The following is an 18,010-nucleotide window of genomic DNA, read 5'->3' on the forward strand; positions in this document are numbered from 1 at the left end:
CTCCGGCATCGGGGCCGGGAAACCGGGAGGTCCAACCAACGCCATGTCATCACCCGATTGGTCATCACGCGAACCCGAACCAGAGCACGGCAGACGTGTGTCCGCCTGGCGGTTTCTGCTGCTCATCCCGTTCATCGGCACGCTATGGGTGCCGTTCTACAACCACGCCCTTCCGGCGGTATTCGGGTTCCCGTTCTTCTACTGGTATCAACTGGTCGCCGTGCCGCTCTCGGCAGTGATTATCTTCATCGTTTATAAAGCCGAGAGCTGAGGCCAAGACCATGGATATTGCGATCGGCATTTTTACGGTTCTGCTCGTGCTCGTGCTGGGCCTGGGGTTTGCCGCCGGGCGTTGGCGCGGCGGGGATCTGACCAGGCTCGATGAATGGGGTCTGGGCGGGCGGCAATTCGGGGTCATCGTTTCGTGGTTTCTGATCGGCGGCGATATCTATACCGCCTACACCTTCATCGCGGTGCCCGCGCTGATGTTCGGTGCCGGGGCGCTCGCGTTTTTCGCCGTGCCGTACACGATTGTCGCCTACCCGATCCTATATGTGATCTTTCCGAAATTATGGCGCGTCTCCGCCAGGCACGGTTTTGTCACCGGGCCGGAATTCGTGCGCGGGCGTTACGGCAATCGGCTTCTCGCCCTCGCGGTGGGGGTAACCGGCATCGTCGCGACCATGCCCTACATCGCGCTGCAACTGGTGGGCATGCAGACCGTGATCGGCGGATTGGGGATCACCGGGGCGGGATTCGGCGCGCATCTGCCGCTGATCATCGCCTTTCTGGTGCTGGCGGCGTTTACCTTCACCTCCGGCCTGCGCGCGCCCGCCATGATCGCGGTGGTCAAGGATCTGTTGATCTACCTCACCATCATTGTCGCGATCATCGTTATCCCGACCGAACTCGGCGGGTTCGGCGCGATTTTTGCGAAAATCGCCCCAGCCAAGCTGCTGCTGCCCAAGCCGCCGGCCGGCAGCGGCGGGCTCTATTCCGGCTACGCCACCCTCGCACTCGGCTCGGCCATGGCGCTGTTCTTATACCCGCACGCCACCACCGGCGTGCTCTCGGCACGATCGAGCGAAGTGGTGCGGCGCAACGCGGTGATCCTGCCGGCCTACTCGTTGATGCTTGGGCTGGTCACGCTGCTCGGCGCCATGGCGGTGGCGGCGGGCGTTTCCACCATGCCGCAATTCGCGGCCGGGTTTAAGGAATTCGGCACCAATTTCGCGGTCCCCGCCTTGCTGATCCACACCCTGCCGCCCTGGTTCGTCGGCATCGCGTTCGCCGCCATCGCGATCGGCGCGCTGGTGCCCGCCGCCATCATGGCGATCGCCTCCGCGAACATCTTCACGCGCGACATCTGGCGCCAGTTCATCAACCCGCGCGTCACCGCCGGACAGGAATCAATGGTCGCGCGGCTGTTTTCCATCGTGATGATCATCGGCGCGCTCGCCTTCATTTTCGCGCTGCCGCTGAAATACGCCATCCAGCTGCAGTTGCTCGGCGGGATCTGGATGATCCAGATTTTTCCCGCCATCGTGTTCAGCCTGTTCACGCGCTTTTACAACGGCTGGGCCCTGCTGGTCGGCTGGGCCTGCGGCATCGGCCTTGCCACGCACTACGCACTGCTCAATCACCTGGCAGGATCGATCTACCCGTTCCACATCGCAGGCTATACCTTCCCCTGCTACATCGCGATCGCGACCTTCATCGTCAACGTCGTCGTCTCGACCGCGCTATCCCCCATCTTCCACGCCTTCGCCTCCGACCGTATCCACGACGTTACGACCGAGGCCGATTACGGATGAGGTTGAGGGATTGGGGTGGGCGAGCGAAGCAAGACCAGGGGGCTTTGCCCCCTGGACCCCCACTAAGGGCGGAGCCCTTAGAACCCGCTAGTTTTAGGCAAGGGGAGGGCGCTGCCTCGGTGGTTCCGTCGATCTGGCCTGTGTCGCCCTCCCCTTGCCTAAAACTAATGGATTTTAAAGCCCGGCGCGCGTCGCGCGCCTCATCGTATGATAGCGGGCATCTTGCCCGCGGGGCCTTTAACGGGGTCCAGGGGCGGAGGAGCCCAAGGTTCCAGCGATGCTCTTTATCGCTGGAATGGCTCCGGAGGGAGAGCCCCTGGCCTTACTTTGCTCGCTCACCCAATCCCCCCAACTCCCATCCATGATCAGCCGCGTGGCGGGGCGGCGGGATGCGGCGTTTGGGTTTATCATGGCCACGATTTTGTTGGACATGTTGGCGATGGCGATTGTGTTGCCGGTGTTGCCGAAGCTGGTTTTGGGGTTGGTTGCCGGCAATGTGGTGTTGACGGCGCACGTGTTCGGGTTTTTTGGCGCGGCGTGGGCGGCGATGCAATTTGTGACGGCGCCGGTGCTGGGCGCGTTGTCGGACCGGTTCGGCCGGCGGCCGGTGATTTTATTTTCATGTCTGGGGCAGGCGATCGATTTCGCGGTGATGGCCTTGGCCCCGGATGTGGCGTGGTTGTTTGTCGGGCGGATTTTATCGGGCGCGTCGTCGGCGAATATTGCGGCGGCGAATGCGTATATTGCGGATGTGACGCCGGCGCAGCGGCGGGCGGCGGCGTTCGGGATCTCGGGTGTCGCGGCGGCGCTGGGGTTTGTGCTGGGGCCGGCGCTGGGCGGCATTCTGGGCGGAATTTCGTTGCGGCTGCCGTTCTGGTTTGCGGCGGGTCTGGCGCTGGCGAATTTTTTGTACGGGTTGGTGGCATTGCCGGAATCCCTGTCGCGCCGGGCGCGTACGCGGCTGAGTTGGCGGGGATTGAATCCGTTATCGGCGCTGGGGTTTTTCAGGCGGCCGCGGATCGCCGCACCGGCGAGCGTGTACGCGTTGGGAACGCTGGCGTTGCAGGCGGTCCCCTCGGTGCTCGTGCTCTATGTGCAGGACCGGTATGGGTGGTTGCCGCTGGAGATCGGGCTGACTTTGGCGGCGGCGGGGGTTGGGTTTGCGTTGGTCGGCGGCTTGCTGGTCGGGCCGGTGGTGCAGCGGTTCGGCGAGGTGCGCGCGCTGGCGATCGGGTTGGCGGGCGGCGCGATCGGCTTTCTGATTTTCGGTTTTGCCCGGCACAGCATGGTGTTCTGGCTGGGCGTGCCGGTCTTTTCGTTATGGGGTCTGGCGATGCCGGCCGTGCAGGGTGTGATGGCGCATCGCGTGAGCGATGCCGAGCAAGGCCGGTTGCAGGGGTTGCTCGCGAGTTTGACCGGGCTGACCGCGTTGATCGGGCCGCTGCTGTTCACCACGGTGTATGCGCGGTGTCTCGGGCCGAACGGCGTCGCGACGGTGTGGACGGCGGGAATCCCGCTGGTAGTTGCGAGCGGGTTGCTGGTGGCGTCGGTGGGTCCGGCGTTGCGGCTGCGGCGCCGGTCAGCCGGGTGACGTCGGGGTTGCCGAAGAGCCGGGTTCGTTAAAGATTTTGTTGATGACGTGATCGGCGAGCCGCCGGTGCGAGCGGCGGGCCTGCTGCAGACGATCGAGCATGCGGGCCGCGAGCGGGATGGTCGTATTCTCAAGGCCGATTGCGGCAAGCCACGCGGGCAAGTCCGTGGTGTCGAGCATGGTGATCGCACGCTGGGTTTCGAACGAGAACAGGGATTCGAGGGAGATTTCGGAGGCCGTGCGCCCCATTCGCGCGGCATCGAGCCCCGTGGTTGGTAATTGCCATTCCGCGCACAGCGCCCGGTTACCGGGGCCGAATCGTTCGGCGAAAACCTCTTGCAGAGCGGCGCTGCTGGTGGACCGATCCGCGCAGGCGGCGATTTGCATGATGCGGATGCGCTCGATCGGCGAGGGCCGCTGGCCAGTGCGGTTGCGATGGAACGTATAGAGCGCGGTCGAGGTTGGTTGGCGCTGGTTGGCGGTTTCGCGACCGGGACCTGGTTTCAGCGCGTCGGTGAGGCCGAACAGGCCGGCGAAATCATCAACGATGCCGCCCGGCCCCAGGTCGTGGTAATTGCGCAGGATGATCGTGGCCTCGGTGCGCGCCCGCAGGCGGGCAAGGGCGCGTTGATAGTCGAAGCAATGCACGGCCTCTTCGGACCGGCGGTTGCCGGTTTGCAGGATTTCATCGGCGTGACGTTCATAGTCTGTACCGATGCCGTGCTTGATCAGTTCGAAGAACAGGGATTCGGCGTAGGCGATCTGGTTGCGAAGATAGATGACCAGAACGAGGTCCCGGCCGGACCGCGCGGCCACGTTGCGCAAGAGCGTCAGCCCGTCGGCGCTGCCCAGCAGGGTTTCGAACTCTTCGCTGGACAGGATCGCGTCACCAGGAAATTCCGCGATTTCGGCGAGCATGGCGGACAGGCCGCCGCGTGCGGGATCGTAGCGCCGATGGCGGGCGGTATGCCAAGCCAGGTTGTGGTGCGCGCTGTCGCTGGGGTCGCTGCCGATCCGGCCCGGCTGGTCACGGCTGCCGGCGTAGGGATAGAGAAAACCTGCGGCGCGTAATCGTGTGTCGCTGGCGCGCAGCGCGGCCTGCAAGGCGGTGCTGCCGGTTTTATGGAAGCCGCAATGGATGATCAGCCTTGGATTGGCCTGCATGGAGATCGAAATCCGCTTCGCTTGCTGTGATGACAGGCGGTACCACACAATCTAAAATTGTGTAAATCAATTTCGCACATCGACCACGCGGCATCGGTAATCCCAGGGCGATCAGGGAAAGTCAAAACCATATGCATCCATGCGCAGGATGGCGTGTTCGGTGGAATTGTGCAGGCGCCGCGCGGTGGGCGCGTCGCCGGCGGCGCCGATGGCGGTGAACAGCGGCAGGAGATGTTCCTCGGTCGGGTGTTCATCGGCGGCATGCGGCGCACGAGTGCGATAGTGGATCAGCGCCTCGACGTCATGAGCGGCGATGTGCTGATCCATCCAGGCGCTGAACGCGGTAACGTCGGCGGTTTCCGGCGCATCGACCGCCTGGCCGCGAAAGCGGCGGAGGTCGTGGGTGAAGCTGCCGGAGCCGATGATCAGCACGCCTTCGGCGCGGAGCGGCGCGAGGGCCCGGCCGATGGCGTAGGCATGGGCGGGGCCGCGGTGCGATTGCACGGAAAGTTGCAGGACCGGCACATCGGCAGCCGGATAGGCGAGCATCATCGGCACCCAGGCGCCATGATCGAGACCGCGGGCGTGATCGATGCCGGTGGGAAAGCCGGCCGCCGCGAGCAGGTCCGCGATATGGGCGGCAAGCGTGGCATCGCCGGGTGCCGGGTACTGGATTTCGAACAGGGCGCGCGGAAACCCGCCGAAATCATGGATGGTCTGGTTGCGCGCAACCGCGTTGACCATGGGGCGTTCGGTCTCCCAATGCGCGGAGACCATCAGCACGGCGTTCGGCCGGGGCAGGGTGGTGCCGAGATGGGCAAGGAAGTCGCGCGCCGGCGTGCGGGTAATCGCCAGCATCGGCGAGCCATGGCTGACGAAAATACTGGGCAGGGGGGCCGGGGTCTCGCTATCCATCATACGGCTCGCTGGTTGAAGGGGGTTGGAACGAGAGCATAGGCACCGTCGCCGAGCAGGGCCAGTGTGATCAGGCCAATCGTCCAGAAGGCCGGATATTCCCAGCCGCCGCCGGGGGCGTTGAAGAAGAAGCCGTTGTGGCTATGGACCAGAATGATGGCGCCGATCAGGTCCGGTGCGATCAGCAAGGCGGCGAGGCGGGGCCAGATACCCAGGATGAGGGCGATACCCGCGATGAGTTCCGCCACGATGACAACCAGCCCGAAGACCGGCGGCAGGCCGAGGCTGGCGAAGTATTTTTCGGTCCCGGCGGGGGTGAAAACGAAATATTTCAAGCTGGCATGGGCAAGGAACAGCGCGCCCATGCTGACCCTGAGCAGGAGGGCGCCGTAGGGGGCGGTGCGGTTGTCGATGGCATTATGCATGATGATCTCCTTTGCAGCATGATATAGACTTGCACCGATCAGGGAGACATTCCCGAATATCGTTCATTCGTCATGCGTTTACGCATAGGGGGCCCCGTGCTCGATTGGGATGACCTGCGCAGTTTTCTGGCAATCGCCCGCCATGGCACGCTTTCGGCGGCGGCGCGGGCGCTGGGCGTGCGGCAATCAACGATGGGGCGGCGCCTGGCCGCGTTGGAAGCACGCGCGGGCGCACGGCTGCTGGTGCGCACGCCGCGCGGGTTCGTGCTGACCGCCGCGGGCGAGGCGGTACGCGGCGAGGTCGAGCGGATGGAACAGGCCGCGTTCGCCGTCGAGCGGACCGTGAGCGGGCGCGATATCCGGCTCGAAGGCGTGGTGCGGCTGACCACGGTGGAGGGGTTCGCCGAAGTGGCGCTGATGCCGGTGCTGGCGGCGCTGGCGCGCGACTATCCGGGCATCGTGGTCGAACTGATCGGCGCGGACCGGACGCTCAGTCTCGCGGCGGGTGAGGCGGACCTCGCGATCCGCATGGCGCGGCCACGCGGGCAGTCGATCCTGGCGCGGCGGGTGGGTTCGGTGCGGTTCGGCCTTTATGCCAGTGCCGGCTATCTTGCGGCGCACGGCGTGCCGGATTTCAAGGCGGGCGGCGGTGCCGGGCATCGGCTGATCCTGACGCGCGATGAAACCGGGATGTATCCCGAAATCGACCGGCTGGTGGCGCTGGCGCCACAGGCGGTGCCGGCGCTGCGGGCCGATAACCGGGCGAGCCACATCGCGGCGGCGCGGGCGGGGCTGGGAATTGCGGTGCTGGCGCATCACACGGCACGGGGGACCGGTCTGGTGCGCCTGGCCTCGCCCGATCTGGGCGGGCGCGAGATCTGGCTGGCACAGCATCGCGACACGCGCGAGACGCCGCGCATTCGCGCGGTGGCCGAGGCGATCGCGGCGGCGTTGCGGGCGGCGGCGCCATGGTTCAGCGGCGATGACGCGGCGGCTCAGGCGCCCGACAATCCGGTGCCGACCAGCCTTGCGGGATCAACGATGCGGTCGAACGTCGCGCCATCGATGCCGCCGTAGGCGATGGCGGCCTCGCGCAGCGTGAGATTTTCAGCCTCGGCGTGGTGCGCGACCGCAGCGGCCCGGTCGTAACCGATCTCCGGGCTGAGCGCGGTCACCAGCATCAGCGAGCGGCCGAGCTGATCATCGATCCGGGCGCGGTTGAGCGTCGTACCGGCGACCGAAAAGCGGTTGAGAGTGGCGCAGGCATCCGCGAGATTCCGGCACGCGCGCAGAAGGTTGTTGATGATCAGGGGGCGCATGGCGTTGAGTTCGAAATTGCCCTGGCTGCCGGCGAAGGCGACGGCGTTGTCATCGCCGATCACCTGGATGCACACCATCACCATCGCTTCGCATTGCGTGGGGTTGACCTTCCCCGGCATGATCGAGGAGCCGGGTTCGTTTTCCGGCAGGATCAGCTCGCCGATGCCGCAACGCGGTCCGCTCGCGAGCCAGCGCATGTCGTTGGCGATTTTCAGGCAGGCAACCGCAAGCCCCCGAACCGCGGCCATGGTGGCGACCAGGGCATCGAGTGAAGCTTGTGCCGCGAATTTATTGGGAGCGGTAACGTAGGGTTTGCCGGTCAGGCGGGCGATCTGGCTGGCGATGGCAGCACTGAAGCCAGGCCAGGCGGTGATGCCGGTGCCGACCGCCGTACCACCGGCCGCGAGTTGGTAGAGCTCGGATTTGCTTGCCTCGATGCGCGCAAGCGCGGTGCGAATCTGGTGCGCGTAGCCGGACCATTCCTGCCCGACGGTAAGAGGCACCGCATCCTGCAGATGAGTGCGCCCGGTTTTCGGAATGTCGTGCCAGGCCGCCGCCTTGGCTTCGATCGCGGCGGCAAGCGCGCCCGCGTGCGGGAGCAGTTGATCGTCGAGCGCATCGAGCGTTGCGATGTGCATCGCGGTCGGGAACGTGTCGTTCGACGATTGGGCGAGGTTGAGATCGTCGTTCGGGTGGACCGGCGCTTTGCTGCCGATGGCGCCGCCGAGCAACTGGCTGGCGCGGTTGGCCAGAACCTCGTTGATGTTCATGTTCGACTGCGTGCCGGAGCCGGTCTGGTAGACGAACAGCGGGAAATGATCGTCGAACCCGCCGGCGATCGCTTCGTCCGCCGCGCGCAGGATCGCGGTGGCTTTCCAGGCCGGCAGGTGCCCGGCTTGGGTGTTGACCATCGCGGCGGCTTTTTTGACGATGGCGTAGGCGTGATACACCGCGAGCGGCATGCGGTCCGCGCCGATGGCGAAATGTTTGAGGCTGCGCTGGGTCTGCGCGCCCCAGTAGCGGTCGGCCGGCACCTGGATGTCGCCCATCGAGTCGGTCTCGGTGCGAAAGCCGGTGGCGTCGATGCCGATCGGCAGGTCGTGCAGGGTGGGATGCGCGGTCACTTCCAATAATTGGGAGGTCCGACCGGAAAAGCGAACCCCGCTTGTCAATTAACGGCGTAATATACCGGATTTTTTGTCGTTGCTTCGAGGAACGTCGGGGGCGGGAGGCTGTTGCCAATACTCAAGCTGTATCCCCGGGGACGACCAACCGGCTTTTCAAGTTCGGCCAGCTTGAATTGGCTTGGCCATGTCTTGATCACCCCATCATTGACGCTCAGGCCGCTCGGAATATAAGCGGCCAATTGCCGTACTATGGTTTTGCCCGAGTAGGATTTTCCGCCGGTATGGCTGGTGGCGACCCCGGGGATAACAAAAACATGAAACGTGCCGCCTTCCGTACCACTTACGACGATATCGAAATGAGCCTTGCTGTCTCGTTGATGAATTCCCTTGGTGATCTTGATCGTTGCGGTACTGCTGGCAAGAGCCGCTCTCACAGCCTTGAATTTGGCATCCATACCGACGGGGTCATCACCGCTCATCCCGGCAATCAAACTGATTTGGCCAGCTAGATCAATCATTTCAGCCTCGCTTAAACTGCTTTCGTGATTACTCCATTTCCCTTGGTTTGACATGCCCTTCCACCCGGTTTCACATGTGATGATAGCCATGATCAGCATCGCTCCAAATTGTGGTAGTCGCAACCTTAAGATGTTTCCAATCCGAAAGTAAGCCAAAATCGAACGTAATTTTAGAAATTTTCACCGGCCTTGACGCCGCTATTTCGATTTCGTTTCATGCTGCGGTCGCAAGGAGACACATTATGGTCAAGGCCATCTGGAATGAAACGGTCATAGCGGAATCGGATGATACCGTGGTGGTCGAGGGCAACCACTATTTCCCGCTCGCCGCGGTGCGCGCCGAGGTCCTGCGGCCGAGCGCGACCACGTCGCGCTGCCCGTGGAAGGGCACCGCGAATTACTACTCGGTCGCGGTGGACGGCGCGACCAATACGGATGCGGCCTGGTATTATGCCGAGCCGCTGGCCGCTGCGGCCGCCATCAAGGGCCGCGTCGCGTTCTGGAAGGGCGTAAAAGTCGGCTAGGACCGGCTACGCCCGTCGGAGCGCTGGCTGGCGTCCCTGCATGGTCTGCTTTGCCAGAGCAAACCGGGCGATGAGGCTCGAAAGATGATCGGAATCCGTCGCGAGGCTGCCGGCGGCGGCGGTGGATTGCTGGACCATCGCGGCGTTCTGTTGGGTTGCCTGATCCATCGCGTTGATCGCGGTATTGATCTGGGTGAGTCCGGTCGATTGTTCCTGCGCCGAAGCGGCAATCTCGGCGACGATGCCGTCGATGGTGGAAACCTGCGTCGCGATGCGGTTCAGGCTCTTCCCCGCCTCATCGACCAGTTCGACGCCGGTTTTGACCTGGCTGCCCGACATTTTGATCAACGACGTGATTTCCTTGGCCGCATCGGCGGAGCGCTGTGCCAATGCGCGCACCTCGGAGGCGACGACCGCGAAGCCGCGTCCGGCATCACCGGCGCGCGCGGCCTCGATGCCCGCGTTCAGCGCGAGAAGATTGGTCTGGAACGCGATTTCGTCGATCACGCCTGTGATATTGCCGATCTGGGTCGAAGATTGAACGATGCCCGTCATGGCATCGACCGCGCGGCCCACCACGTCGCCCGAGCGTTCGGAATCTTCCCGCGCCGTCTGCACCAGTTTGCGGGCCTGAACCGCACCCTCGGCGGTGCGGCGTACTGTCGCGGTAATCTGGTCGAGCGCGGCTGCGGTCTGTTCGAGGTTGGCCGCCTGTTGTTCGGTGCGGCGTGCCATGTCGTCCGAGGCGCTGGCGATCTGGCTGGACCCGGCGCGGATCGTATCGGTCGCACCGGACACATCGGCCATCGTGGCATGCAGCTTCGTGACCGCGTCGTTGAAATCGGCGCGCAGTTTTTCGTATTCGGCGGCAAACGGGGTGTTGATCCGATGCAGCAGATCACCGTCGGCGAGGCGACTGAGCCCGCCCGCGACGGCGCTGACCACGGTGGTGAGCTGGGTGTTCATTGCGGCCCGCAAACTCTCCGCTTGCGCGCGTTCAGCCTCGCGCAGCTGGCGGGCTTCGTTCGCCTCGGATTCCAGGCGGCGCTTTTCCAGCCCATCGAGCCGAAACTGGTCGATCGCCATCGCCAGCGTGCCGATTTCATCGGATCGGTCAGTCCCCCTGATGGCAACATCGAGCCTGCCGGCGCCCACCGCGCCGGTCTGCACGGCAAGGTCTGACAGCGGCAGCGCGATGTTGCGCGACAGCCAGAACGCGACGCCGAAGATCAGGAGCAGAATCGGCAGGGCAAAAGCCGCGAAGTCCCAGAGCAGGGCGTCGAAATCATGTTGCACATCGTCAAGGTAGATGCCGGTGCCGATCACCCAGTCCCAAGGTGCGAAATATTCCACCATCGCGACTTTCTGAACCGGCGTTTTCGAGCCGGGCTTGGGAAACCGGTAGAACGTCGGCCGGTGATCGCCCGCCACGGCGCGCCGTTCCATCACGCGGTTGAGGTACACGCCATCCGGGTCGTGCAGGTTCCATGTGTCCTGGCCGACCAGTTTCGGATCGGGCGGGAAGACGATGCGGACCGCTTTGCTGTTGTTGACGAATATATATCCGTCCTTGCCATACCCCATCTGGCCGATGATCCGCGCGGCCTTGGCCTTGGCGGCAGCCTCGCTGATCTGTCCCGCTTCTTCCCGCTGGTAGATCGAGGCAGCGACCGAGCGCGCCATTTGAGCGAGGACGTCGGTTTTGGCGATCCGATCGGCCAGCATGGTGCGATAGAGCAGATGCAGCGCAAACGCACAGAGACAGACAAAGCCAACCAGGCTGATTGCCGCGGTCAGGTAAAGCTTGTGTCGAACATTCAGTTTCAAAACCACTGGGCGTCATCCTTGCTGCAACCGCTATGATCGGCAGACTAAGGCGCAAAGATTAACGCCGGGTTATGCGCTCTCCGGTCGCGCGGTGGGTCACGCCGCCGCGTGGGCCGGCGTCGCGTAGCCCAACTGCGCAGCGAGGTTGCCAAGCGTACGCACCGCGATGGTCTCATCGCGATGGGTTGCAGCGGATCGAGCCGCACCGAGCTCGCTCACCGGGTCGCTGAACGGGGTGGGTCTGCGGCGTTGCGCATGCAGGAAACGCGCGATCGGCCCGCGGTCGGCCAGGTCGAGGAAGGACGCGATGGCGTCAGCCGCGCGATCGGCGTTGCCGATCAGATCCTCATGCGCAATGGTAAAGTGGCGATGGTCCCCCAACGCACCGAGGAAACGGCGGATTTCAACGACATATTGCCGCCATATCGAAAGGCCCGCCTCGTAGCTGCCAATCCACCCCTTGCGGGCGAGCGACCGGGCGACGCTCGCGGGATGACGGTGGATGTGGATGAATTTCGCCGCCGGCAAGACCTCCGCGATCAGCTCGAGACAGGAGCCCGACAGGGGCAGAATGGGGGTTGCCTCGGTACGGCCCGACAGCAGGGCAGGATCGGCGTAAGGCGGGTGCTTGTCGCCCCAGATCCTTGTGTTGATGCCGAGTTGTTCGCGGTAGAACCGCTCGATCGTGGCACCGGCGTGGCGGCGCTGGAACGCCCGCCAATCGGCCTGGAATTCCTCCCCGATCAGATCGTCGCGCGCACTGGCGGGATCGAGCCGGTGCTTGAGGTCCGCGAACACCCGGGATTCGTTGGTGATCCTGATGTCCGGGTGCTGGTTCAGCACATGACACAGAAATGTGGTGCCCGAGCGCGGTGCGCCCACGATCATCAAAGGTTGCGACATTGTTGCTCCATCACGACAGTGTGACAGAGCTGGGCTGATGACCGCGCGGTTTCCAGCCCGGATTTCGTAACTTTCGGTAAGGTCGCGTCCCGGCAGCGCGGCGCGGTTATTCCTCCTCGATATCCTCGAGGCTGAATTGCTGACCCTCCTCATCGTAGGCATAGAGCTCCGCGTAGCGGCCCCAGGAAATGGCGGTGCGCAGCGTCTCCTCGGCGCGCTCGGGCGACATGTGGTCCTCCAGCTCGTCACGGAATCGCACGGCGGAGGCCCGATGATTCCACCGTTCGTCAATCACCTGGCGGATCGCTGCGACCAGTTTGACATGGGTACGCGCCGCCTCGGCAAAGATTTTCTTGCGCTCGTCGGTATCGGCGTGGACAAATCTGCGGCCCTGGTCGGTCAGGCGGATGTCGCCTTCCTCGAGTTCGGCGAAATGCAGCAGCTGCAAGGTCTCGCCGAGCGGCAGCAGTTCATCGGCCTCATATTGCAGCACGGCGGCCAGCGCGGGCAGATCGGCCCGGCCATTATAGGGTTCGGCGGCGAGGGTTTCCATCAGCCCCGACATCAGATTGGTGCCGATCGGGTGGAGCGGCGTCGCGAATCCGGTGGCCGGTTTGGCCGCGGCGGCGCGCAGGTCGGCCGGGGTCTTGCGGCGGGTCATCACTGCGTAGATGTCGTCGACCATCTGGCGGAAGGCAGGGTCGAGCCGGTTGCGCGGATGGGCGAACGGCACGGTCATTTCATGGGCGACACGGCCGGGATCGGACGAGAACACCAGGATGCGGTCGCACATCAGCACCGCCTCCTCGATATTATGGGTGACCATCAGGATCGATTTCACCGGCAGCTTGCGCTCGGACCACAGATCGATCAGGTCGGTGCGCAGCGTTTCGGCGGTCAGCACATCGAGCGCCGAAAACGGCTCGTCCATCAACAGCAGATCCGGGTGCGTGACCAGCGCCCGCGCCAGGCCGACACGCTGACGCATGCCGCCGGAAAGCTCCTTGGGATAGGCGCTTTCATAGCCACCGAGGCCGATCAGGTCGATCGCCTCCTCGGCGCGGGTCTCACGGATCGCGCGCGATACCCCCATCGCCTCGAGACCGATTTCGACGTTTTCCTGCACCGAAAGCCAGGGAAACAGCGCGAAGCTCTGAAACACCATCGCGATGCCCCGCACCGGTCCGCGGACCGGCTTGCCCTGCCAGGTGACATCACCGCTGGTCGGGCGCAACAGGCCGGCGATGATCCGCAGCAGCGTGGATTTGCCCGATCCCGAACGGCCGAGCAGCCCGACGATTTCGCCCTCGAACAGCCGCACATTGACATCGTCGAGCACGATGAGTTCGTTGTTGGCTTCCTTCGGATAGGCCTGCCGGCAATGGCTGACTTCGAGCAGGGTATGGGTGGTGACATGCTGATCCATGGAATCCCCTATCCGAGATTGGTGCGGCGGCTGGCGTAGGCATAGAGCGGGCGCCACACCAGCCGGTTGAAACTCAGCACGAAGGCCGACATCACCGCGACTCCCAGCACGATCTTGCTGGTATCACCGGCGGTGGTGGCCTGCGCGATATAGGCACCCAGGCCCTTGGCCACCAGCGTGGTCTTACCCCAGGACGCCACCTCCGCGACGATCGAGGCGTTCCAGGCCGCACCGGTCGCGGTCAGCGCGCCGGTAACCAGATACGGCATGATGCCGGGAATGATCAGGCGGCGCCACCGCAGCCAGCCGCGCAGACCGAAACTGGCGGCAACCTCCTTGAGGTCACCCGGCAGCGCCGAGGCGCCGGCGACGACGTTGAACAGAATATACCATTGCGTGCCCAGGATCATCAGCGGCGTGAGCCAGATGTTCGGCAGGAGGCGGAAGGCGACGATGCCGGCCACCACGAGCGGAAACAGCAGATTCGCCGGAAACGCCGCCAGGAACTGCGCGACCGGCTGCACCAGCTTGGTCGCCTTCGGGCGCAGACCGACCCACACACCCACCGGCACCCAGATCGCGCAGGAGATGAGCAGGGCGGCGAGCACGCGCGCCAAAGTGAAAAACGCATCGATCACGCAGGTCAGCAGATCGGACCAGGCGAGATGCGCCGCACAGAACGTCGCCACCTGCCAGAACGCATAGCCGGCCGCGGCGATCACCAGGGCGTAGAACACGCCATCGCCCAGTCTGGACGAGGTCCTGCCCGCCTTCAGCGAGGCGAAGGTACGTTCGGCGCGACCGAGGCGGAGCCGGCCGATCACAGCGACGCGATCACCCACCCAGCCGGCGGCCTCGCGCAGAATAAAGGTCCGGCGCACCAGTTTCAGCACCCAGGGCTCGCCCGCCGAGACGGTCTGCACGGTTTCGAAGCGGAATTTGTCGGACCAGGCGACCAGCGGGCGGAACAGCAGCTGATCGTACAGCAGTATCACCACCAGCATGGTGAACACGGCTTCGAAAATCGCCAGCAGATCGCGCCGTTGCAGTGCTACCGCCACATAGGAGCCGATGCCGGGTAGAGTGAACGTCGTGTTGCCGACCGTGATGGCCTCGGCATAGACGACGAAGAACCACCCGCCCGACATCGACAGCATCATGTTCCACACCAGGCCGGGAACGGCGAACGGCACGTCGAGCCGCCAGAACCGCTGCCAGGGCGAAAGACCAAAGCTGCGGCAGGCTTCATCGAGATCGGAGGGTTCCGTGGTGAGCGACTGGTAGAAGCTGAACGTCATGTTCCAGGCCTGGCCGGTGAACACCGCGAAAATCGCGGCACATTCGGCGCCAAGCTGCTGGCCCGGAAACAGATTGACGAAGAACAGCACCGTGACCGACAGGAACCCGAGGATCGGGATCGATTGCAGGATGTCGAGCATCGGGATGATGATGATGGCGGCGCGCCGGCTTTTGGCGGCCAGCGTCGCGACCAGGAAGGTGAAGATCAGCGAGAGGAACAGGGCCGCGAACATCCGCAGCGTGGTGCGCACCGCATAGCCCGGCAGGTAGGCGGGATCGAGGTGAATATGCGTCGCCTGTGCGGCGGCCAGCGGCGCAAGCGTGCCGCGCGCGACGCTGACGACGCCGATCAGCACGCCCATCACGAGCAGAATCGCAGCGATGTCCCACGCGTTGGGCAGGCGGCGTCCATGCACAAGGGCAGGCGGGGCAATGCTGGTCATGAGCAGATCCGCTTGAAAGAATTGACGATGTCGGTCTGATGCCGGGCCCTGCGAACCTGACAGGCCCGCCATAACCCGCAATGCCCCCCTTGTCACCCACTGATTGGTTGCAGTTCGGTGATGCTTCGGACGGTTCTATTTAAGACCGATCTGGGCTATGCAACCAAACCGGCCGACTCGGACGCCCGGCAAGATGACTGGAAGGATCGCATGAAGCTCAAGGCGGATCGCGCCACGCTCCTCAAGGCGCTGGCCCATGTTCAGAACGTGGTGGAGAAGCGCAACACCATCCCCATTCTCGCCAATGTCCTGCTGTCCGTGAAGGAAGGCCGCCTGACCATCGCCGCGACCGATCTGGAGATCGCGCTGATCGAGGACGTGCCGGTCGAGGCGGCGCAGGATGGTTCGGTAACCGCCCCGGCGGCCACACTGTACGAAATCGTGCGGCGTCAGCCCGAGCATGCCCAGGTCGAACTCGACCATCCGGGCGGCGATGCACCGCTCGCTCTCCGCGCCGGGCGCTACGCCACCAAGCTCGTCGTACTGCCGACCGATGAATTCCCCAAGCTCGATGCCGGCAAGCTGAGCCACCGGTTTGCCATCCCGGCGCAGGCGCTCCGCGGCCTGATCGACCGCACGCGGTTTGCGATCTCGACCGAGGAGACCCGGTATTACCTGAACGGCATTTACGTCCACGCCGCCGAATCCGATGGCGCCCCCGTGCTGCGCGCCGTGGCGACCGACGGGCACCGCCTCGCCCGCGTCGAGGAGCCGCTGCCCGAAGGTGCGGCGGGCATGCCCGGCGTGATCATTCCGCGCAAGACCGTCAATGAAATCAGGAAGCTGCTGGAAGATGTCACCGGCGAGGTCGCGATCGCCCTGTCCGAGACGCGCATTCAGTTCACCCTCGATACCATGCGAATGACCAGCAAGCTGATCGACGGCACCTACCCCGATTACAGCAAGGTCATCCCGGTCGGTAACGACAAGATCCTGCGCGTCGACACCAACGATTTCTCCAACGCCGTCGCCCGCGTCTCCGCGATCACCGCCGAGCGCCACAAGCCGGTGAAACTCTCGGTGGCGCGCGATCTGCTGGTGCTCTCCGCCACCAGCCCGGATCAGGGGACCGCCTCGGAAGAGCTCGACGGCGAACAGGTGGAATACAGCGCCACGCCGCTCGAAATCGGGTTTCAGGCCCGCTATCTCAACGATGTGACGGAACAGATCAAAGGCCATGTCGAATTCTGCTTCGCCGATGGCGCGGCACCGACGCTGGTGCGCGCCGCCGGCGATCAGAGCGCGATTTTCGTGCTGATGCCAATGCGGGTCTAGCGGTCGCGCGGCGGTGCGAGGGGAGGAAGCGCTTCTTTTTTGAAAAAAAGAAGCAAAAAACTTTTTTTGATCTGGGGCACGGGCGCTTGAACCGTCACAGGCCCAGTGTCAGAAAGTTTTTTTGCTTCTTTTTTTTCAAAAAAAGAAGTCCTTGCTTCCTTCTCCCATGACAACCCTGACCACCCTCCGCCTGACCGATTTCCGCTCCTACGCCGCGCTCGATATCCGGCCGGCGTCGCGCATCGTGGCCCTCGAAGGGCCGAACGGGTCGGGCAAGACCAATCTGCTCGAGGCGATTTCGCTGCTGGCGCCCGGGCGCGGGCTGCGCGGCGCGAAATTTGCCGAACTGGCGCGGCGCGGCGGGTCGGGCGGCTGGGCGGTCGCCGCCCAACTCACCGATGCCGGGCGCCGCTTCACGCTCGGCACCGGCATCGATGGTCCGGGTGCCGAGCGCCGCAAACTCCTGCTCGATGGCGATCCGGTCACCGCGGCCGCGGCCGCCGCCGCCTTCGCCTGCGTATGGCTGACCCCGCAGATGGACCGGCTGTTCACCGAAGGCGCCAGCGCACGGCGGCGCTTTCTCGACCGGCTGACCCTCGCGCTCGCGCCAGCCCACGCGAGCGAGGTCGCGGCGTTCGAGGCGGCTTCGGCCAATCGCAACCGCCAGATCGAACAGGGCACCGCCGATGCCGCCTGGCTTGCGACCATCGAGGATTCCATGGCCCGCCATGCCGCCGCCCTGACGGCGTCGCGGCTCGATCTCATCGCGCGGGTCAACGCCATGCTGGCGCGCGGCGCGTTCGCACCGTTTCCGGCAGCGACCCTGGCGCTCGATTGCCCGATCGGGGCGCGCCTCGCCATCGAACCGGCGATCGCGGTGGAGGACTGGCTGCGGCGGCTCTATGCGCGCACCCGCGCCGAACCGGTCGCCGCGGTCTCGCCGCAGCGGGCCGATCTGCTGCTCGCGGATGCCGGCAGCGGGCTTGCCGCCGCCCTCGCATCGACCGGCCAGCAACGCGCCATGCTGGTCGCCATCGTGCTGGCGCACGCGGCGCTGATCGCCACGCTGCGCGGCGCGGCGCCGGTGCTGCTGCTCGATGAACCCTTCGTCCACCTCGATGCGGCGCATCGCCTCGCGCTGGGCGAGGCGCTGCGGCAAAGCCCGAGCCAGGTGTTCTGCACCGCGACCGATCGGGCGCACCTGCGCGCGCTGGGCGATGATGCGGCGGTCTGGCTGGTCTCGCCGGGGCGGATCGGCGGCGTCGGGTCAGGCGATCAGCCGGGCCCTGCTTTCGAACCGGCCGCTGGCCGGGTCGCCATCGGCGATGACGGCCCGATGCGCTGAGGCGACCTCAACCGGCATCGACCCGCGCCGCACA

At 64.8% G+C, this 18,010-nt stretch carries 16 protein-coding genes; 7 read left to right on the forward strand and 9 right to left on the reverse strand.

Annotated elements, in window-relative coordinates; all coding sequences use genetic code 11:
• The first annotated feature begins 97 nt into the window (after positions 1 to 97).
• The 3 genes from AruPA_RS10970 to AruPA_RS10980 all read left to right on the forward strand — a co-directional run bounded on the left by AruPA_RS10970 (position 98) and on the right by AruPA_RS10980 (position 3,405).
• The gene (locus AruPA_RS10970; RefSeq protein ID WP_029310964.1) at positions 98 to 271 is read left to right on the forward strand and encodes a DUF3311 domain-containing protein; all 174 of its coding nucleotides are present in this window, start codon (positions 98 to 100) and stop codon (positions 269 to 271) included.
• Positions 272 to 281: 10 nt separating this feature from the next.
• Positions 282 to 1,814: a monocarboxylate uptake permease MctP gene (gene mctP, locus AruPA_RS10975; RefSeq protein WP_265636732.1), complete on the forward strand. Its 1,533-nt coding sequence runs from the start codon at positions 282 to 284 to the stop codon at positions 1,812 to 1,814.
• A 361-nt stretch (positions 1,815 to 2,175) separates the two neighbouring features.
• Positions 2,176 to 3,405, forward strand: a complete 1,230-nt coding sequence (locus AruPA_RS10980) for an MFS transporter (protein ID WP_265636733.1) — start codon at positions 2,176 to 2,178, stop codon at positions 3,403 to 3,405.
• Here the strand turns inward: AruPA_RS10980 and AruPA_RS10985 are convergent.
• From AruPA_RS10985 to AruPA_RS10995, 3 genes are all read right to left on the reverse strand, one after another.
• Positions 3,394 to 4,569, reverse strand: a complete 1,176-nt coding sequence (locus tag AruPA_RS10985) for a hypothetical protein (protein WP_265636734.1) — start codon at positions 4,567 to 4,569, stop codon at positions 3,394 to 3,396. The two genes, AruPA_RS10980 and AruPA_RS10985, sit on opposite strands and share 12 nt — an antisense overlap.
• 111 nt (positions 4,570 to 4,680) lie before the next feature.
• Positions 4,681 to 5,487, reverse strand: coding sequence for a class III extradiol ring-cleavage dioxygenase (locus tag AruPA_RS10990; RefSeq protein ID WP_265636735.1), 807 nt, complete (start codon positions 5,485 to 5,487; stop codon positions 4,681 to 4,683).
• Positions 5,484 to 5,909, reverse strand: coding sequence for a DoxX family protein (locus tag AruPA_RS10995; protein ID WP_265636736.1), 426 nt, complete (start codon positions 5,907 to 5,909; stop codon positions 5,484 to 5,486). The genes AruPA_RS10990 and AruPA_RS10995 overlap by 4 nt, the downstream gene beginning before the upstream one ends.
• Positions 5,910 to 5,981: 72 nt before the next feature.
• Between AruPA_RS10995 and AruPA_RS11000 the strand changes: the two genes are divergently transcribed.
• Positions 5,982 to 6,986, forward strand: coding sequence for a LysR family transcriptional regulator (locus AruPA_RS11000; protein WP_265636737.1), 1,005 nt, complete (start codon positions 5,982 to 5,984; stop codon positions 6,984 to 6,986).
• On the opposite strand, the gene fumC is transcribed toward AruPA_RS11000, so the two are convergent.
• Both fumC and AruPA_RS11010 read right to left on the reverse strand, forming a co-directional pair.
• Positions 6,905 to 8,353 carry a class II fumarate hydratase gene (gene fumC / locus AruPA_RS11005; RefSeq protein ID WP_265636738.1) on the reverse strand — a complete coding sequence of 483 codons (1,449 nt, stop codon included), beginning with the start codon at positions 8,351 to 8,353 and terminating at the stop codon, positions 6,905 to 6,907. The two genes, AruPA_RS11000 and fumC, sit on opposite strands and share 82 nt — an antisense overlap.
• Positions 8,354 to 8,397: 44 nt before the next feature.
• Complete coding sequence (locus tag AruPA_RS11010) at positions 8,398 to 8,964, reverse strand: hypothetical protein (RefSeq protein ID WP_265636739.1); 567 nt, start codon at positions 8,962 to 8,964, stop codon at positions 8,398 to 8,400.
• A 152-nt stretch (positions 8,965 to 9,116) separates the two neighbouring features.
• Here AruPA_RS11010 and AruPA_RS11015 point away from each other — a divergent pair, with 152 nt between their 5' ends.
• Positions 9,117 to 9,398, forward strand: a complete 282-nt coding sequence (locus tag AruPA_RS11015) for a DUF427 domain-containing protein (RefSeq protein ID WP_265636740.1) — start codon at positions 9,117 to 9,119, stop codon at positions 9,396 to 9,398.
• A gap of 6 nt (positions 9,399 to 9,404) precedes the next feature.
• On the opposite strand, the gene AruPA_RS11020 is transcribed toward AruPA_RS11015, so the two are convergent.
• The 4 genes from AruPA_RS11020 to AruPA_RS11035 form a co-directional block, all read right to left on the reverse strand.
• Positions 9,405 to 11,231, reverse strand: a complete 1,827-nt coding sequence (locus tag AruPA_RS11020) for a methyl-accepting chemotaxis protein (RefSeq protein ID WP_265636741.1) — start codon at positions 11,229 to 11,231, stop codon at positions 9,405 to 9,407.
• Between the two features lie 90 nt (positions 11,232 to 11,321).
• On the reverse strand, positions 11,322 to 12,128 hold the full coding sequence (locus tag AruPA_RS11025) for a sulfotransferase (protein WP_265636743.1): 807 nt from the start codon (positions 12,126 to 12,128) through the stop codon (positions 11,322 to 11,324).
• 106 nt (positions 12,129 to 12,234) lie between these two features.
• Entirely contained in the window at positions 12,235 to 13,554 is a 1,320-nt protein-coding gene (locus AruPA_RS11030; protein WP_265636744.1) for an AAA-associated domain-containing protein, read from the reverse strand.
• 8 nt (positions 13,555 to 13,562) lie between these two features.
• Positions 13,563 to 15,296, reverse strand: a complete 1,734-nt coding sequence (locus AruPA_RS11035) for an ABC transporter permease subunit (RefSeq protein ID WP_265636745.1) — start codon at positions 15,294 to 15,296, stop codon at positions 13,563 to 13,565.
• 210 nt (positions 15,297 to 15,506) lie between these two features.
• Between AruPA_RS11035 and dnaN the strand changes: the two genes are divergently transcribed.
• Together dnaN and recF are read left to right on the forward strand one after the other, a co-directional pair.
• Positions 15,507 to 16,631: a DNA polymerase III subunit beta gene (gene dnaN / locus AruPA_RS11040; protein ID WP_265636746.1), complete on the forward strand. Its 1,125-nt coding sequence runs from the start codon at positions 15,507 to 15,509 to the stop codon at positions 16,629 to 16,631.
• A 166-nt stretch (positions 16,632 to 16,797) separates the two neighbouring features.
• The gene (gene recF / locus AruPA_RS11045) at positions 16,798 to 17,976 is read left to right on the forward strand and encodes a DNA replication/repair protein RecF (RefSeq protein ID WP_265636747.1); all 1,179 of its coding nucleotides are present in this window, start codon (positions 16,798 to 16,800) and stop codon (positions 17,974 to 17,976) included.
• Positions 17,977 to 18,010 lie beyond the last annotated feature (34 nt).

Origin of the sequence: Acidiphilium sp. PA (assembly GCF_026191915.1) — a bacterium.
Taxonomy (GTDB): Bacteria; Pseudomonadota; Alphaproteobacteria; order Acetobacterales; family Acetobacteraceae; genus Acidiphilium.

Excerpts from the sequence above, each read along its gene's own strand:
- mctP (WP_265636732.1), top strand. The coding sequence starts at position 282 with ATGGATATTGCGATCGGCATTTTTACGGTTCTGCTCGTGCTCGTGCTG.
- AruPA_RS10980 (WP_265636733.1), top strand. The coding sequence starts at position 2,176 with ATGATCAGCCGCGTGGCGGGGCGGCGGGATGCGGCGTTTGGGTTTATC.
- AruPA_RS10985 (WP_265636734.1), bottom strand. The coding sequence starts at position 4,569 with ATGCAGGCCAATCCAAGGCTGATCATCCATTGCGGCTTCCATAAAACC.
- AruPA_RS10990 (WP_265636735.1), bottom strand. The coding sequence starts at position 5,487 with ATGATGGATAGCGAGACCCCGGCCCCCCTGCCCAGTATTTTCGTCAGC.
- AruPA_RS10995 (WP_265636736.1), bottom strand. The coding sequence starts at position 5,909 with ATGCATAATGCCATCGACAACCGCACCGCCCCCTACGGCGCCCTCCTG.
- AruPA_RS11000 (WP_265636737.1), top strand. The coding sequence starts at position 5,982 with ATGCGTTTACGCATAGGGGGCCCCGTGCTCGATTGGGATGACCTGCGC.
- AruPA_RS11010 (WP_265636739.1), bottom strand. The coding sequence starts at position 8,964 with ATGGCTATCATCACATGTGAAACCGGGTGGAAGGGCATGTCAAACCAA.
- AruPA_RS11015 (WP_265636740.1), top strand. The coding sequence starts at position 9,117 with ATGGTCAAGGCCATCTGGAATGAAACGGTCATAGCGGAATCGGATGAT.
- AruPA_RS11025 (WP_265636743.1), bottom strand. The coding sequence starts at position 12,128 with ATGTCGCAACCTTTGATGATCGTGGGCGCACCGCGCTCGGGCACCACA.
- AruPA_RS11030 (WP_265636744.1), bottom strand. The coding sequence starts at position 13,554 with ATGGATCAGCATGTCACCACCCATACCCTGCTCGAAGTCAGCCATTGC.
- AruPA_RS11035 (WP_265636745.1), bottom strand. The coding sequence starts at position 15,296 with ATGACCAGCATTGCCCCGCCTGCCCTTGTGCATGGACGCCGCCTGCCC.
- dnaN (WP_265636746.1), top strand. The coding sequence starts at position 15,507 with ATGAAGCTCAAGGCGGATCGCGCCACGCTCCTCAAGGCGCTGGCCCAT.
- recF (WP_265636747.1), top strand. The coding sequence starts at position 16,798 with ATGACAACCCTGACCACCCTCCGCCTGACCGATTTCCGCTCCTACGCC.